Consider the following 16,590-nt stretch of genomic DNA (forward strand, 5'->3'; position numbering starts at 1 on the left):
GCGCGACGCCACCACCTGGGTACACTGCGGGCATGCCCTCCACGCCGCTGCCGCTGCCGTCCGAACGCCGTGCCCTGGTCATCGGCCGCATCGTCTTCGAGGCGTTCGAGGACTATCACGCGCGCTTCGCGCAGATCTCTTCGCGTGCGCGCCAACGCTTCGAGGCCCGCGACTGGAGCGCCGCGCGCGAGGATGCGATCGAGCGCATCGCCCTGTACGACCAGTGCATCGCCGAGTGCATGCTGCGCCTGCGCGCGGTGCTGCTCGGCCAGGCGCACGACCGCGCGCTGTGGATCCGCGCACGCGACCACTACGCCGAACTGATCGCCGCGCTGATCGACCAGGAACTGTACAAGACCTTCTACAACACCCTGACCCGGCGCTTCTTCCGCACCCAGGGCGTGGATGCGCAGATCGAGTTCGTGGCGCTGGATATCGAGCCTACCGACGCCATCACCCACCCGGTGGCGCGGCACAACTACGTGGTGTCCGAGGCGCGGCCGGTGGACGCGTTCGTGCGCGTGCTCGGCGACTACCGGTTCGACGTGCCGTACGCGCACCGCACGCGCTGCGCGGCGGCCATCGCGGTGCGGCTGCAGGACGACCTCGCGCACTGGGGCGAGAACCCGGTGCGCGGCATCGAACTGCTGGAGACGGTGTTCTACCGCGAGCGCCGCGCCTACCTGATCGGCCGCGTGTTTGGCGAACACCGTTTCTCGCCGTGCGTGATCGCCCTGGTCAACGACGAACAAGGCCTGCGCGCCGAGGCGGTGTTGACCAAGCGCAACGACGTGGCGCAACTGTTCGGCATCTCGCGCAGCTATTTCCAGGCCGACCTGGCCACCGTCGGCGATGCGGTGGTGTTCCTGCGCAGCCTGCTGCCGCACAAGCCGATCGACGAGCTGTACACCATGCTCGGCCGCGCCAAGCAGGGCAAGACCGAACGCTTCCGCACCTTCTTCCGGCATTTCCAGGCGCATCCCAACGAACAGTTGGTGCATGCCGAAGGCACGCCGGGCATGGTCATGGCGGTGTTCACCCTGCCCAGCTATCCGCTGGTGTTCAAGCTGATCCGCGACCGCTTCGCCTATCCGAAGACGATGAGCCGCGAAGAGGTCGAAGAGAAATACGCGCTGGTGTTCAACCTCGATCGCGTCGGCCGCCTGCTCGACGCGCAGCCGTACCGCTCGCTGCGCTTCCCGCGCGCGCGCTTCGCGCCGGCGCTGCTGCAGGAACTGATGGACGGCTGCGCGCGCAGCCTGCGCGAGGACGGCGACGACCTGATCGTCGAGCTGTGCTACGTGCAGCGGCGCCTGCGCCCGTTGAACCTGTACCTGCGCGAGCAGGGCGCCGAGGCCGCGCGCGAGGCCGCGCTGGACTACGCGCAGGCGATCAAGGACATGGCCCGCAACAACATCTTCCCCGGCGACATGCTGCTGAAGAACTTCGGCGTGTCGCGGCAGGGCCGCGCGGTGTTCTACGACTACGACGAACTGTGCCTGGTCACCGACTGCAACTTCCGCGACTGGCCGCAGCCGCGCAACGAGGAAGAAGCGATGTCCGCCGAACCCTGGTTCCACGTCGCCCCGCGCGACGTGTTCCCGGAGCGCTTCGCGATGTTCATGGGCCTGCCCGCGGCCTCGCTGGAAGCGGTGCGCCACGCCCACGGCGAACTGTTCGATCCGCAGTGGTGGCGCGATCTGCAGACGCGGCTGCGCGAGGACGACTATCCGGACGCGCCGCCCTATCCGGATGCGCTGCGCCTGGCCTGAGTTGCCGGCCGGCCGCCGCTGCGGTGTAATCGCTGCCTCATCTCAGGCAAAGGAATGCGCGATGCACCGTCGATCCCTCCGTTCGTGCTGGCGCTGGAGCGCCATGCTCTCGCTGCTGCTGGCGTTCGCCGCCGTCGCCGCCGACGGGGGCGGCCCCGGCGCGGTGCGCAAGCAGATCGAAAGCAGCATGCTGGTGAGCGGCACCATCGACATCGAGCCCAGCGGCAAGGTGTCGGCGCTGGCGCTGGATCGACAGGAGCGCCTGCCCAAGGGCGTGGTCGACTTCGTCCGCAGCACCGTGATGCAGTGGACGTTCGCGCCGGGCCTGCGCGATGGCAAGCCGGTGCCGGCGCGCGCGCCGATGACCCTGCGTTTGGTTGCCAAGCGGCTGGATGGGGCCGACGACTACCAGGTCGAGATCCGCGGCGCCGATTTCAGCCACTACGATCCCAACGACCGCAGCGTGGTCACTTCGATCCAGATGAAGCCGCCGGCCTATCCGGAAGCGGCCTACAGCGTCGGTGCCGCGGGCTCGGCGTACCTGGTGCTCAAGGTGGGCCGCGATGGCCGCGTCGCTGATGCCGCGGTGGAGCAGGTCAATCTGCGCGTGGTGGCGTCCGAGCGGCAGATGCAGCAACTGCGCGACGTGCTGGGCAAGAGCGCGCTGGGTGCTGCGCGCAAATGGACCTTCCGTCCGCCGAGCGAAGGCAAGGACGTGGAGGCGCCTTACTGGACCGTGCGCGTGCCGGTCGATTACGCGCTGCTAGACCAGTCCCGCCAGGGTGCGCCGTCGGCTTACGGCCGCTGGATGAGCTACATCCCCGGCCCGCGCCAGCGCGCGCCCTGGATCACCGGCGAAGACGCGACCGGCTTCTCGCCGGACCTGCTGCCGGCCGGTGGCGTGTACATGGCCGACGGCGCCGGCCCGCGCCTGCTGACGCCGCTGCAGGGCGGCTGAGCGGCGACCACGGAGACAGCAGGTTGCCCGCGTCGGCGACTGGCCGACGCTAGCGCGCAGCGCGGCGGTCGCCGCCGCGCGTGTGCGTCGAGGCAAGCAGCACCGCCAGCAACAACCCGGCCAGCAGCAGCGACGCGCCGACCGTGCCCAGGTCCAGCCCGCCTTTGCCGGCCGGCTTGCTCAGCAGGTCGCCAAGGGTGGCGCCGAACGGGCGGGTCAGCACGAACGCCGCCCAGAACAACGCCGTGCGCGAGATCCGGGTGAACACATAGGCCAGGGCGATCGCCGCCAGCAGCGCCGCGATCAGCAGCGCGCCGCCGGCGAAGCCCAATCCCGAACTGTCGGCCAGGTAATCGCCCAGCGCGGTGCCCAGCGTGTTGGAGACCAGGATCGCCAGCCAGTAGAAGACCTCGGCGCGGCCGCTGCCGATCCGCTCGACCGACAGGCTGCGTTCGCACAGCCACCAGGTCGTCAGCACCGCGGCCAGCAGGCTGACCAGCAGCAGCGCGCCCTGCGCGTAGCCCAGGCCCAGGCTGCGGTCCATGTAGTCCGACAGCGTGGTGCCGGCGGTGCTGGTGGTCAGGATCACCCACCAGTAACGCCACGGCTGGAAGTTGCGAGCGCGCAGTTGCGCCCACAGCGAGACCAGGAAGACCCCGAGCAGCAGCACGCTGCTCAGCGCATAGCCGACGTCCAGGGTCATCGACAGCAGGTCGCCGCCGGTCTCGCCCAGGGTGGTCGCGCAGATCTTCATCACCCAGAAACCGAGCGTGACCGGGGCGACCTTGCTGACGGCGGCGTTGGCGGTGCTGGGCATGGCGGCGGACGCGGCGGGGCGAATGCCGCCCATCTCACCCGCGCCCGCGTCGAAAGACCGTCGGACTCTGTATCGGCACGTCGCTGGGCATGACCGATGGCCACAAACGCGAACGCCCCGCCGAAGCGGGGCGTTGCGGTCGAACCGGCGCCTGGACTCAGCGCTTCATCGAACCGAAGAACTCGTCGTTGGACTTGGTGTTCTTCATCTTGTCCAGCAGGAATTCCATCGCCGCGATCTCGTCCATCGGATGCAGCAGCTTGCGCAGGATCCAGATCTTCTGCAGCAGTTCCGGCTCGATCAGCAGGTCCTCGCGGCGGGTGCCGGAGCGGTTGATGTCAATGGCCGGGTACACGCGCTTCTCGGCGATACGGCGGTTCAGGTGCACTTCGCTGTTGCCGGTGCCCTTGAACTCTTCGTAGATCACCTCGTCCATCTTGCTGCCGGTCTCGACCAGCGCAGTGGCGATGATGGTCAGCGAGCCGCCTTCCTCGACGTTGCGCGCCGCGCCGAAGAAGCGCTTCGGGCGGTGCAGGGCGTTGGCGTCGACGCCGCCGCTGAGCACCTTGCCGGAGGACGGCACCACGTTGTTGTAGGCGCGGGCCAGGCGGGTGATCGAGTCGAGCAGGATCACCACGTCCTTCTTGTGTTCGACCAGGCGCTTGGCGCGCTCGATCACCATTTCGGCGACCTGCACGTGGCGCGCGGCCGGCTCGTCGAAGGTCGAGGAGATGACCTCGCCGCGTACGGTGCGCTGCATTTCGGTCACTTCTTCCGGGCGCTCGTCGATCAGCAGCACGATCAGGTGCACGTCCGGGTGGTTGGTGGTGATCGCCGTGGCCACCTGCTGCATCAGCATGGTCTTGCCGGCCTTGGGCGGGGACACGATCAACGCGCGCTGACCCTTGCCCTGCGGCGCCATCAGGTCGAGGATGCGGCCGGAGATGTCTTCCGAGGAACCGTTGCCGCGCTCCAGGGTGAAGCGCTTGCGCGGGAACAGCGCGGTCAGGTTCTCGAACAGGACCTTGTTCTTGCTCGCTTCCAGCGGCTCGCCGTTGATGGTGTCGACGATCGACAGCGCGAAGTAGCGCTCGCCGTCCTTCGGGAAGCGGATGCGGCCGGACAGGTGGTCGCCGGTGCGCAGGTTGAAGCGGCGGATCTGGCTGGGCGAGATGTAGGTGTCGTCCGGGCCGGCCAGGTAGCTGGCCTCGGCCGCGCGCAGGAAGCCGAAGCCGTCCGGCAGGATTTCCAGCACGCCGTCGGCGGCGACGCCTTCGCCGTGGCGGGTCAGCACCTTCAGCAGGGCGAAGATCACGTCCTGCTTGCGCGCGCGGGCCACGCCGTCCTGGATGTTGAGCTGCTCGGCGATGTCCAGCAGCTTCTGCGCCGGCATCTTCTTCAGATCGCTCAGCGAGTAGATCGGGAAGCCTTCCGGCACGCTGGCGTGCGGGCGCGGCACGAACGGCTCGTTGCCGCCGTTGTCGCTGGGCAGGCCGTTGTCCTGGAAGCGGTCGCGGCCGCCGCCGCCATTACCGCCGCGATCACGGTCGCGGCGATTGCGGAAGCGATCGCGGCGGTTGCCCTGCTGGTTGTTCTGGTTGTTCTGGTTCTGATTGTTGAAGCGGTTGTTGTTGCCGCCGTCGCGCGGCTCGCGGCCTTCGCGTGGCTCGCCGCCTTCTGAAGCCTGGCCGCCGCCGCCCTGCTGGGCCGGCGCGTCGCCGCCGCCGTGGCTCTGGCTGCTGCTCGCGGCCGGGGCCGGGGCCGACTCCGGCGCCGCGGCGCGCGGCGCTTCGGCCTGGACGGGCGCGGGGTTCAGCGGCAGGGTCGGCTGCGCCGGCGCGCCGTGCTCGGCGGCGCCTTCCGCGCCGCTCGCGGCCTTGCTGACGCGCGGCTTGCGCACGCGCTTCTCGGCGGGGGCGTCGGCGCTCCCGGGTTCGGACATGGTGTGATCGGACAAGTGGTGTTCCTCGCTAAGAGTGCGAGCGCCCAGCGTGGGGGCATACGGGGTTGGGAGGAGGTCTGGGAGAGAATCTTCCAGAGGGGGTGCGGTGTGCGAATGCCACCGGATGCATCGACACTATCACCGCCACGCAAGCACGGCAAGCAGGCGTTCGTGGGCGATTCAGCCGCCGGCGATGCTGCGCCGGCCGGGCTGCCGCGGCGCCGCCCCGGGTGCGGAGCGGACGCCGGCGGCGGACGTCAGGCGGCGCTGCTACCCAGGGTCTTGTCGATCATCTGGGTCAGCTGGCCCTTGCCGACCGCGCCGATCTGGGTGGCCTGGATCTGGCCGTTCTTGAACAGCAGCAGCATCGGGATCGAGCGCACGTGGTACTTGATCGCGGTGGCGCGGTTCTCGTCCACGTTGACCTTGGCGACCTTGAGGCGGCCGTCGTAGGCGTCGGCGAGATCGTCCAGCACCGGCGCGATCATCTTGCACGGGCCGCACCACTCGGCCCAGAAGTCCACCAGGACCGGCTCGTCGGACTGCAGCACCGTGGCATCGAAATCGGCGTCGCCGACGTAAAGGACCTTGTCGCTCACTTTGGGGGTTCTCCTGGGCCAATGCGACTGGCCGGACCGGGTGGCCGCCGCATTGCGGTAAACTGGGGCATTGCGCGGCGATCTCAAGGGATTCCCCCTGTCGCGCGACCCGGCATGGAAGACGCCAGTGTGCGACGCTGCCGGGACCGATGCAAGCCGCGACCTTACGCTTCGGGCGGGGTGGCCTCACGAAGATGGAATGATGAGCGACAAACCGCTGACCGATGTGACTTTTTCCGCGTTCGAACTGCAGCCCGCGCTGCTCGCAGGCCTCGAAAGCGCCGGCTTCACCCGCTGCACCCCGATCCAGGCGCTGACCCTGCCGGTGGCCCTTCCCGGCCGCGACGTGGCCGGCCAGGCCCAGACCGGTACCGGCAAGACCCTGGCGTTCCTGGTGGCGGTGATGAACCGCCTGCTCAGCCGCCCGGCGCTGGCCGACCGCAAGCCGGAGGATCCGCGCGCGCTGATCCTGGCCCCGACCCGCGAACTGGCGATCCAGATCCACAAGGACGCGGTCAAGTTCGGCTCCGAGCTGGGCCTGCGCTTCGCCCTGGTCTACGGCGGCGTGGACTACGACAAGCAGCGCGAACTGCTGCAGCAGGGCGTGGACGTGATCATCGCCACCCCCGGCCGCCTGATCGACTACGTCAAGCAGCACAAGGTGGTGTCGCTGCACGCCTGCGAGATCTGCGTGCTCGACGAAGCCGACCGGATGTTCGACCTGGGCTTCATCAAGGACATCCGCTTCCTGCTGCGGCGCATGCCCGAGCGCGGCACCCGGCAGACCCTGCTGTTCTCGGCCACGCTCAGCCACCGCGTGCTGGAACTGGCCTACGAGCACATGAACGAGCCGGAAAAGCTCGTGGTCGAGACCGAGAGCATCACCGCCGCGCGCGTGCGCCAGCGCATCTACTTCCCCTCCGACGAGGAGAAGCTGACCCTGCTGCTGGGCCTGCTGTCGCGCAGCGAGGGCGCGCGCACCATGGTGTTCGTCAACACCAAGGCGTTCGTCGAGCGCGTGGCGCGGGCGCTGGAGCGCAACGGCTACCGGGTCGGCGTGCTGTCCGGCGACGTGCCGCAGAAGAAGCGCGAGACCCTGCTCAACCGCTTCCAGAAGGGCCAACTGGAGATCCTGGTGGCCACCGACGTGGCCGCGCGCGGCCTGCACATCGACGGGGTCAAGTACGTCTACAACTACGACCTGCCGTTCGACGCCGAGGACTATGTGCACCGCATCGGCCGCACCGCGCGGCTGGGCGAGGAGGGCGACGCGATCAGCTTCGCCTGCGAGCGTTACGCGATGAGCCTGCCGGACATCGAGGCCTACATCGAGCAGAAGATCCCGGTCGAGCCGGTCACCGCCGAGCTGCTGGTGGCGCTGCCGCGCACCCCGCGTGCGCCGGTGGAGGGCGAGGCGGCCGAGGCCGATGGCGAGGAGAGCATCGGCGAGATCTTCCGCGAGGCCCGCGCCCAGCGCGAGGCCGACGAACAGCGGCGTGGCGGCGGCCGTGGCAAGCCCGGCGGCGGCCGCAGCGGCCCGGGCGGCCGTGGCGAGTCGCGCAGCGCCGACGGCAAGCCGCGGCGTCCGCGCACGCCGCGTCCGGCCGACGCCGCTCCCGCTGCCGCGGACGGCAGCGCGCCGGCCGCCGCTGCGCCGGCCCCCGCGCCCAAGCCGCCGCGTGCCGCGCCGGCCGAGGGCGCGGTGCCTGCGGTCGAGGGCGAGCGCCCGCCACGCAAGCGCCGTCGCCGTCGCGGCGGGCGTCCGCTGGAAGGTGCCGAGGGTGCACAGGCCGGCAACGGCAGCGCCGCCCCGGCGAAAGCGGCCCCGGCCAAGCCGGTGCAGGTCGTGGCCACCCCGGTCAAGGCCGCGCGCCAGGCCGAGCGTGGTGCGGCGGCGAAGAACGATTCGTTCCTGACCCGCCTGGGCCGCAAGCTGCGCTCGCTGGTCTCCAGCTCCTGAGCCGGACCGGCCGTCCGCCGCGTGCGAGGCACGCGGTGGACGAACACCCCAGCCGCTCCGGCATAATCGCCGGATGAGCGTTCTGCGGTTCGACAATGTCAGCAAACAGTACGCCGGCGGCCACGCGGCGCTGGTGGACGTCAGCTTCGAGGTCGAGGAGGGCGAGATGCTGTTCGTCACCGGCCATTCCGGTGCCGGCAAGAGCACCCTGCTCAAGCTGATCCACCTGAGCGAGCGGCCCTCCCGCGGCGCGGTGCTGTTCGGCGAGCGCAACCTGCTGAAGGTGCGCGGCCGCCGCGTGCCCCTGCATCGGCGCGAGGTCGGCGCGGTCTACCAGGACCACCGCCTGCTCACCGACCGCAGCATCGCCGAGAACGTGGCGCTGCCGCTGATCCTGCGCGGTACCCGCCGCGCCGAGATCGGCAAGCGCGTGCGCTCGGTGCTCGAGCGCATGGGCCTGGGCCACCGCGAGAAGGCGCTGCCCTCGCAACTGTCGGCCGGCGAGCAGCAGCGCGTCGGCATCGCCCGGGCGATGGTCGGCGAACCGCGGCTGCTGGTCGCCGACGAGCCCACCGGCAACCTCGACCCGACCCTGGCCGCGGAAATCATGCAGCTGTTCGCCGAACTGCCGGCGCGCGGCACCAGCGTGCTGGTGGTCAGCCACGACCTGGCGCTGCTCAAGCAGATGCGCAAGCGCGTGCTGATCCTGGACCACGGCCGCCTGATCGACGACATCTCGCCGCAGGACCTGGCCGAATGAGCGCGCGCAACGCCGGCGCCGCGGCGCCCTCGCGGCTGGGCGTGTGGTGGGACCACCACCTGCACAGCATCGTCTACAGCCTCGGCCGCGCCATGCGCAAGCCATGGGCCACGCTGCTGACCATGGCGGTGATGGCGCTGGCGCTGACCCTGCCGCTGGGCCTGTCGATCGCCCTGGACAACCTCAAGCAGTTCGCCGGCAGCGTGCAGCAGTCGCGCGACATCAACGTGTTCCTGAAGACCGACGTCGACGCCGCCGCGGCGCAGGCGCTGGCGCAGACCCTGCGCGGCCGTGGCGACGTGGCCGCGGTAAAACTGCGCACGCCCGCCGAGGGCATGGCCGAGCTGCGCGACAGCGCCGGCCTCGGCGAGGCGCTGGACGCGCTGCAGGACAACCCGCTGCCGACGCTGCTGATCGTCACCCCGGCCGCGGCCGACGACACCCCGCTGGCCACGGCGCTGACCGCGCTGCCGCAGGCCGACCTGGTCCAGCACGACGCGCTGTGGCGCAAGCGCCTGGACGGCTGGCTGCATTTCGGCGAGCGCCTGGTGCAGGTGCTGTCGCTGCTGCTCGGCGCCGGCGCGGTGCTGGTGGTCGGCAACACGGTGCGCCTGGACATCCAGTCGCGGCGCGAGGAGATCGGCGTGCTGCAGCTGCTCGGCGCCAGCGACGGCTTCATCCGCCGCCCGTTCCTGTACCTGGGCGCCTGGTACGGTTTCGGCGCCGGGGTGCTGGCGCTGGGCCTGCTCGCCGCCTCCGGCATGGCCCTGGGCCAGCCGCTGGCGGCGCTGGCCGACAGCTACGGCAGCCACTTCGTGCTGCACGGGCTGGACGCGCTGCACGCCGGCTTCGTCCTGCTCGGCACCCTGCTGCTGGGCTGGCTCGGCGCCTGGCTGGTGACCGGCCACTTCCTGCGCCAGACGCGGCCCACCGACACCTGAGGCGCACATGGCCGGGCACGAGCTCAAGCATCTGATCAGCGCCGCCCCCCGGGTGATGGTGGTCGATGGCTCCAAGCTGGTGCGCAAGCTCATCGCCGACGTGCTGCACCGCGAACTGCCCGACGTGACCGTGGTCGGCTGCGCCAGCATCGCCGAGGCGCGCGCCGCGCTGGAGGCCGGCCCGGTCGACCTGGTCACCACCTCGCTGGGGCTGCCCGACGGCGACGGCCTGACCCTGGCGCGCAGCGTGCGCGAGGCCGCCGGCCAGGCCTATGTGCCGGTGATCGTGGTCTCCGGCGACGCCCAGCAGCACCTGGTCGAGCGCCGCTTCACCGAGTACGTCACCGATTACTTCGACAAGGCGCTCGGCCACGAGGCGCTGGCCACCTTCATCCGCGGCTACGTGCAGCCGCAGCCGGTGGCCGGCGCCACCGTGCTCTACGTCGAGGACAGCCGGGTGGTGGCCGAAGCCACCAAGCGCATGCTGGAACGCCAGCAGCTGCACGTGGTGCACGTGCTCAGCGCCGAGGACGCGTTCGCGTTGCTGACCGCCGAGTCGCTGGGCCGCACCACCCGCCGCATCGATCTGGTGCTGACCGACGTCACCCTCAAGGGCGAGCTCAACGGCCGCGACGTGGTCCAGCGCATCCGCGTCGACTTCGCCTACGGCAAGCGGCGCATGCCGGTGCTGGTGATGACCGGCGACAGCAACCCGCACACCCAGTCCGAGCTGCTGCGCGCCGGCGCCAACGACCTGGTGCAGAAACCGATCGAGGAGCGCCTGCTGGTCACCAAGGTGCTGTTCCAGTTGCGCCTGGCGCGGCTCGACGAGATCGCGGTGACCTTCTGACCGATGTGATGTCCCGAGCCTGGAAGCGATGAGCAACAACGAAGACGAAAGCCGGATCCAGCTGGAGCCGTCGTGGAAGGCGCAGGTCGGCGACTGGCTGCTGCGCCCGGAGATGCGCGAGCTGGCCACCTTCCTGCGCCAGCGCAAGGCCGCCGGCGCGCGGGTGTTCCCGCCGGGGCGGCAGATCTTCGCCGCCTTCGACGCCACCCCGTTCGAAAAGGTGGAGGTGGTGATCCTCGGCCAGGACCCGTACCACGGCTACGGCCAGGCGCACGGGCTGTGCTTCTCGGTGCTGCCGGGGGTGCCGGTGCCGCCGTCGCTGCTGAACATCTATAAAGAGATCGAGGACGACCTGGGTATCCGCCGTCCCGATCATGGCTGCCTGCTGCCCTGGGCGCAGCGCGGCGTGTTGCTGCTCAACGCGGTGCTGACGGTGGAGGAAGGCCGTGCCGGCGCGCACCAGGGCAAGGGCTGGGAGGGCTTCACCGACCACGTCGTGGAGACCCTCAACCGCGAGCGCGAGGGCCTGGTGTTCCTGCTCTGGGGCAGCTACGCACAGGCCAAGGGCAAGGTCATCGACACCCGCCGCCACCGCGTGCTCAAGGCGCCGCACCCCTCGCCGCTGTCGGCGCACCGCGGCTTCCTCGGTTGCAAGCATTTTTCCGCGGCCAACGAGTACTTGAAGCGCCGCGGTGCCGCCCCCATCGACTGGAGTCTGCCGCCGCGCGCGGAGCTGGAAGCAGCGCTCGGCGGCGCCTGAACCGCGGTTGGACAGGGCGACGCTGTCGCCTGGCGTGGACGCCATCTTCGCGAACCGGCTGCTACTTTTGCGGTCAGAGAACGGGATGACGATGCGTCCCGATTGTTTCAGTGGCTTGTGATGCAGTGTCATTCCTGATTCATATGTTGCATAAACAGAACACAGGAACTTTTTACTGTACCCAGCAGTCCAATTAGTAGACTGCTAAGATGAGCCCTATGAGCCAGACGCTTACTTCCAACGCATTGGTTGCCAACAACCTCCCGATCCCCAGTCCGCTCGGTTCGCTGGATGCCTATATCGGCGCCGTGCATCAGATCCCGGTGCTGACGTCCGACGAGGAACATGCACTGGCGGTGCGGTATCGCGACCAGGAAGACCTGGACGCGGCCCGCGAACTGGTCCATTCCCACCTGCGCTTCGTGGTCCACGTGGCCCGCGGCTACAACGGCTACGGCCTGCCGCTGGGCGACCTGGTCCAGGAAGGCAACATCGGCCTGATGAAGGCGGTCAAGCGCTTCGACCCGGACATGGGCGTGCGCCTGGTCAGCTTCGCGGTGCACTGGATCCGTGCCGAAATGCACGAGTACATCCTGAAGAACTGGCGCATCGTCAAGGTCGCCACGACCAAGGCGCAGCGCAAGCTGTTCTTCAACCTGCGCAAGTCCAAGACCCGCCTGGGCTGGATGAACGCGGCCGAGGTCACCGCGGTGGCCAAGGACCTCAACGTGTCCGAGCGCGAGGTGCTGGAGATGGAGTCGCGCCTGTCCGGTCGCGACATCGGTTTCGATGCGCCGTCCGACGAGGACGACGACCACGCGCCGCCGTCGCCGGCCGCGTATCTGATGGCCAACGAGGAAGATCCCTCGCAGGCCTACGAACGCGCCGACAGCGAGGGCAACCAGCTGCAGCTGCTGCGCGAAGGCCTGGCGGAACTGGATGCGCGTTCGCGCGACATCATCAAGCGCCGCTGGCTGGATGCCGACAGCAAGATCACCCTGCAGGAACTGGCCGACGAGTACGGCGTATCGGCCGAGCGCATCCGCCAGATCGAGGCGAACGCGCTGAAGAAGATGAAGGCGCTGTTCGTCGCCTGAGTCGCTTGCGGCGAGCCATTGCAACGCGCGAAAAGGCCCGGCATTGCCGGGCCTTTTTTTGTCCTGGGCGGCGGCGATGGCCGGCTGCGGAAGCCCATCCGCACGCCGCTGGATCACGACTCCGGCGGACGCGCCACCGGCAGGTGCCAGCCGTAGCGGATCGCCATGAAGCGCAGGCCGAAACACAGCACCGCACCCACCGCCAGGCCCCAGGGCTGCGGCAGGTGCAGCACCTGCGCCGCGGCCACCACGCCGCCGCCGAGCAGTGCCGCCACCGCGTACAGCTCGGCTTGCAGCACCACCGGCGTGCGCGCCACCAGCAGGTCGCGGACGATGCCGCCGCCGATGCCGCTGAGCATGCCCAGCAGCGGCGCGCTGAGCGGGCCCAGGCCGAACGCCAGCGCCTTGCTGGTGCCGTAGACCGCGAACAGCGCCAGGCCCATCGCGTCGAAGATCTGCACCGGATTGCGCAGGCGCTCGACCGTGTGGTGGCGGTAGAAGGCCAGCAGCCCGGCCAGGCAGGCCACGCCGAGATAGCGCACGTCGGCCAGCGCCGCCGGCGGGGTGGCGCCGATCAGCACGTCGCGGGCGATGCCGCCGGAGACCGCGGCCGCGCACGACAGCACCAGCACCCCGAACAGGTCCAGGCGATGGCGCACGCCGACGGTGGCGCCGCTGATCGCGAACACGAAGGTGCCCAGCAGGTCGAGCAGGAACAGGAAGGTGGCCAAAACGGCACTGCGCTGCAGCAAAAAGGCCGGCTAGGATCGCAGCCCGGCCTTGCAGTGTCACCTGTCCACGGGCGGTGCCGGCTGCGCCTGCGTGTCCTCCGCCGCGGGCGGGTCGCCGAGGATGATGCGCGCGGCGCGCTGGTAGCTCCAGTACGCCCATGCCCAGTTGAGCAGCACCACCACGCGGTTGCGGAAGCCGATCAGGAAGAACACGTGCGCGGCCAGCCAGAACCACCAGGCCAGCACCCCGGAGAGCTGCAGCCGGCCCAGGTGCACGATCGCGGCCATGCGCCCGATGGTGGCCAGGTTGCCGTAGTCGGCATAGCGGAACGGCACGCTGGCGGTGTCGCCGCGCAGCCGCCGGCGCAGGGTGTCGGCGACGTGCCGGCCCATCTGCTTGGCGGCCGGCGCCACGCCGGGAACCGGGCGGCCGTCGGCCTGCTGCAGCGCGGCCAGGTCGCCGGCCACGAACAGCTCCGGATGGCCGGGCACGCTCAAATCCGGCTGCACCTGCACGCGGCCGCTGCGGTCCAGCGGCGTCTGCAGCGTCTTGGCCAGCGGCGAGGCGGCCACGCCGGCGGCCCAGACCACGGTGCGCGCCGGTACGAAGGTGCTGCCGAGGCGGTAGCCATGGGCGTCGATCTCGGCGACCGGCACCCCGGTCAGCACTTCCACGCCGAGCTTCTCCAACTGCTTCTGCGCCTTGGCCGAGAGGTGTTCGGGGAACGAGGACAGCACCCGCGGGCCGGCCTCGATCAGCCGCACCCGCGCCTCGGCCGGGTCGATGCGGCGGAACTCGTGCTTGAGCGTGTGCCGCGCGATCTCGGCCAGGGTGCCGGCCAGTTCGACGCCGGTGGGACCGCCGCCGACGATGGCGAAGCTGAGCCAGGCCGCGCGCGCCGCGGGGTCGGTTTCCGCCTCGGCGCGCTCGAACGCGAGCAGCAGGTGCCGACGCAGTTGCAGCGCGTCGTCCAGGGTCTTCAGGCCCGGCGCGTGCGCGGCCCAGTCGTCGTGGCCGAAATAGGCGTGGGTGGCGCCGGTGGCGACCAGCAGGTAGTCGTAGTCCAGCGTCTGCCCATCGGCCAGGCGCACCTGCCGCGCCTGCTTGTCGATGTGGACCACTTCGCCCAGGCGCACTTCGACGTTGTCCTGGTGGCGCAGGATCTGCCGCAGCGGCGCGGCGATGTCCGGGGCCGACAAGCCGGCGGTGGCGACCTGGTACAGCAGCGGCTGGAACAGATGATGGTTGCGGCGGTCGATCAGGGTGATGCGCAGCGGCGTCCTGGCCAGGGCGCGGGTGGCCCACAAGCCAGCGAAGCCGCCGCCGACCACGATCAGGTGCGGCACGCGTGTGTCGTCCATGCAGGACTCCAGGAGGGGGAGGGGAGAGGAGGCGTCCGCGGTCGGCGCGGCGGTCGCGTCGCAGCCGCGCGGCGCGCCGATCCGCTGGAACGCGCGCTGCCGGTGAGGCGCTGCGCGAACGTCGAAGGTCGGACCTGCATGTCCGTATAGTAGCGCGATGCCAAGCGCGGTCAGCGACAGGGAGGACGCACGCTCATGCCAGCGACAGTGAGGGCGCGCGCGGCGTCGCCGCCACCGGCGCCGCTGCCCTCGCGCTGGCGCAGCCTGCTGTTCTGGGCCAAGACGCGCGCGCTGCAACTGCGCCGCGCGCTGCACGATCTGCGCGGCGGACCGCGCCGGCATCGGCGCAACGCCGGCCTGGCGATCGCCGACGGCACCTGTGCCGAATCGGTCACCGCGCTGTGGCCCGACAGCGAGGAGACCGCGCCGCAGTTGGTGGCCGGCAAGATCCACAACCTGCGCCTGGCCGCGCGTGTGCTGCACGGCGTGGAGGTGCCGGCCGGAGCGACCTTCGGTTTCTGGCGCCAGCTCGGCCGCGCCACCCGCCGTCGCGGTTTCGTCGCCGGCCGCGAACTGCGCGAGGGCTGCCTGGTGCCGTCGATCGGCGGCGGCCTCTGCCAGTTGTCCAATGCGATCTACGACGCGGCGCTGCGGCAAGGCCTGGAGATCGTCGAGCGGCACCGCCACACCCAGGTGATTGCCGGCTCCCTGGCCGAGCGCGACCGCGACGCGGTGGTGTTCTGGAACTACGTGGACCTGCGCCTGCGTGCCGCTGCGCCGTGGCGGCTGGAGGTGTGGCTGGACGGCGAGGCGCTGCACGTGCGCATCCGCGGCGGTGCCGCGGCGCCGGCGGCCTTGCCGTTGCCGCCGCTGCAGCGACGCACCGCGCCGGCCGGCATCGACGCCGCCAACGACTGCACCCGCTGCGGCCGCAGTGCCTGCCATCGCCATGTGCCGGCGGTGCCCGATGGCCTGCACCGCACCTGGCTGGTCGACGAGGACTGGCCGGAGTTCGCCGCGGACCGCCGACGTCGGCAGCAACCCGGCGATCGGGTGCTGGCGCTGCCGCGGACCAGCGTCGCGGCCTTGCGCGCGGCGCTGCTGCGGCGCTGGTGGTTGTGGCGCGGCATGCCGTTGCCGCAGGCGCGCCAGCGCGCGCAACGCATCCGTCTGGGTGCGCTGCGGCGTCGGCTCGGTGCCTGCGATGTCGATCTGGTGGTGCCGCAGAGCCTGTTGCCGGAGCTGTGGCTGGCCGGCGAGTTGCAGGGCCGGCGCTGGGACGTGTGCATGACTGCGTTGCCGATGCATCTGCTGCAGGCGCGCCTGGACGTGGCCGCGCAGCGGCATCCGCACAGTCCCACCCTGCGCGATTTCCGCGCCGATCCGGCGCTGGTCGCCGCCGAGCGTGCGGCATTGGCGCAGGCGCGGCACTGGATCACGCCACATCGCGAACTGCTGGCGCTGGCCGGCAGCCGCGGCCTCGCGCTGGAATGGCAAAGGCCGGCGCTCCCGGCGGCCGCGGCGGAGCATGCGGCCATCACCGCGGCCACCGCGCCGCGGGTACTGCTGGCGGCCTCGGCGCTGGCGCGCAAGGGCGCCTACGAACTGCGTGAGGCGGTGCGTGGCCTGCCGGTGTTGTTGCTGCTGCCGCCCGGTGCGCAGGAGACGCCGGACTTCTGGAACGGCATCGCGGTGCAGCGGGTCGCGTCGATGGCCGAAGGCGTGCACGCTGCTTCCCTGGTGCTGCTGCCGGCGTGGATCGAACAACAGCCGCGCGGCCTGTTGCTGGCCATGGCGCTGGGCAAGCCGGTGATCGCCACCGCCGCCTGCGGCCTGTCCGCGGACGCTGGCGCATGGCGTTGCGTGGAGGCCGGCGACAGCGCCGCGCTGCGCGCGCAGGTGATCGAGGCCTTGGGTCTGGCGGATTGAGCGAAACTCGAGGGCGTTGCAGCCGCACGCAGGGCACTGTCTGCTTCGCCACGTCGCCGCGCTGCTCTTTTAAAGCGGCTTTCAGGCAACCTTGAAGCAACACTTTGTGGCG

At 70.5% G+C, this 16,590-nt stretch carries 14 protein-coding genes; 9 read left to right on the plus strand and 5 right to left on the minus strand.

Features of this window, described 5'->3' with window-relative positions; translation table 11 throughout:
• The first annotated feature begins 32 nt into the window (after positions 1-32).
• Both aceK and AC1PMG_RS03215 read left to right on the plus strand, forming a co-directional pair.
• Positions 33-1,772, plus strand: a complete 1,740-nt coding sequence (gene aceK / locus AC1PMG_RS03210; RefSeq protein ID WP_481110642.1) for a bifunctional isocitrate dehydrogenase kinase/phosphatase — start codon at positions 33-35, stop codon at positions 1,770-1,772.
• A 103-nt stretch (positions 1,773-1,875) separates the two neighbouring features.
• Entirely contained in the window at positions 1,876-2,730 is an 855-nt protein-coding gene (locus tag AC1PMG_RS03215; protein WP_481111599.1) for an energy transducer TonB, read from the plus strand.
• Between the two features lie 49 nt (positions 2,731-2,779).
• Here AC1PMG_RS03215 and AC1PMG_RS03220 read toward each other — a convergent pair whose 3' ends face one another.
• The 3 genes from AC1PMG_RS03220 to trxA all read right to left on the minus strand — a co-directional run bounded on the left by AC1PMG_RS03220 (position 2,780) and on the right by trxA (position 6,088).
• Positions 2,780-3,580 carry a COG4705 family protein gene (locus AC1PMG_RS03220; RefSeq protein WP_481110643.1) on the minus strand — a complete coding sequence of 267 codons (801 nt, stop codon included), beginning with the start codon at positions 3,578-3,580 and terminating at the stop codon, positions 2,780-2,782.
• A 124-nt stretch (positions 3,581-3,704) separates the two neighbouring features.
• Entirely contained in the window at positions 3,705-5,504 is a 1,800-nt protein-coding gene (rho, locus tag AC1PMG_RS03225) for a transcription termination factor Rho (protein WP_481110644.1), read from the minus strand.
• Between the two features lie 242 nt (positions 5,505-5,746).
• The gene (trxA, locus tag AC1PMG_RS03230; RefSeq protein WP_010341563.1) at positions 5,747-6,088 is read right to left on the minus strand and encodes a thioredoxin TrxA; all 342 of its coding nucleotides are present in this window, start codon (positions 6,086-6,088) and stop codon (positions 5,747-5,749) included.
• Positions 6,089-6,290: 202 nt separating this feature from the next.
• Here trxA and rhlB point away from each other — a divergent pair, with 202 nt between their 5' ends.
• From rhlB to rpoH, 6 genes are all read left to right on the plus strand, one after another.
• Positions 6,291-8,048 carry an ATP-dependent RNA helicase RhlB gene (gene rhlB, locus AC1PMG_RS03235; RefSeq protein WP_481110645.1) on the plus strand — a complete coding sequence of 586 codons (1,758 nt, stop codon included), beginning with the start codon at positions 6,291-6,293 and terminating at the stop codon, positions 8,046-8,048.
• A 73-nt stretch (positions 8,049-8,121) separates the two neighbouring features.
• On the plus strand, positions 8,122-8,808 hold the full coding sequence (gene ftsE / locus AC1PMG_RS03240) for a cell division ATP-binding protein FtsE (protein WP_017909423.1): 687 nt from the start codon (positions 8,122-8,124) through the stop codon (positions 8,806-8,808).
• On the plus strand, positions 8,805-9,749 hold the full coding sequence (gene ftsX / locus AC1PMG_RS03245; RefSeq protein ID WP_150411230.1) for a permease-like cell division protein FtsX: 945 nt from the start codon (positions 8,805-8,807) through the stop codon (positions 9,747-9,749). Before ftsE ends, ftsX begins: the two co-directional genes overlap by 4 nt.
• Before the next feature lie 7 nt (positions 9,750-9,756).
• A complete protein-coding gene (locus AC1PMG_RS03250) occupies positions 9,757-10,599 on the plus strand; it encodes a response regulator (RefSeq protein ID WP_017909425.1) in 843 nt (280 codons plus the stop codon).
• Positions 10,600-10,627: 28 nt separating this feature from the next.
• Positions 10,628-11,359 carry a uracil-DNA glycosylase gene (gene ung / locus AC1PMG_RS03255; RefSeq protein ID WP_152238761.1) on the plus strand — a complete coding sequence of 244 codons (732 nt, stop codon included), beginning with the start codon at positions 10,628-10,630 and terminating at the stop codon, positions 11,357-11,359.
• 218 nt (positions 11,360-11,577) lie between these two features.
• Positions 11,578-12,456, plus strand: coding sequence for an RNA polymerase sigma factor RpoH (gene rpoH / locus AC1PMG_RS03260; protein WP_481110646.1), 879 nt, complete (start codon positions 11,578-11,580; stop codon positions 12,454-12,456).
• Between the two features lie 113 nt (positions 12,457-12,569).
• Here rpoH and AC1PMG_RS03265 read toward each other — a convergent pair whose 3' ends face one another.
• Together AC1PMG_RS03265 and AC1PMG_RS03270 are read right to left on the minus strand one after the other, a co-directional pair.
• Positions 12,570-13,187: a trimeric intracellular cation channel family protein gene (locus tag AC1PMG_RS03265; RefSeq protein WP_160957604.1), complete on the minus strand. Its 618-nt coding sequence runs from the start codon at positions 13,185-13,187 to the stop codon at positions 12,570-12,572.
• 57 nt (positions 13,188-13,244) lie between these two features.
• A complete protein-coding gene (locus AC1PMG_RS03270; protein ID WP_481110647.1) occupies positions 13,245-14,549 on the minus strand; it encodes an NAD(P)/FAD-dependent oxidoreductase in 1,305 nt (434 codons plus the stop codon).
• 195 nt (positions 14,550-14,744) lie between these two features.
• Here AC1PMG_RS03270 and AC1PMG_RS03275 point away from each other — a divergent pair, with 195 nt between their 5' ends.
• Complete coding sequence (locus AC1PMG_RS03275) at positions 14,745-16,478, plus strand: VanW family protein (protein WP_481110648.1); 1,734 nt, start codon at positions 14,745-14,747, stop codon at positions 16,476-16,478.
• Positions 16,479-16,590 lie beyond the last annotated feature (112 nt).

The sequence above is a fragment of the Xanthomonas sp. NCPPB 2250 genome (genome assembly GCF_056725265.1).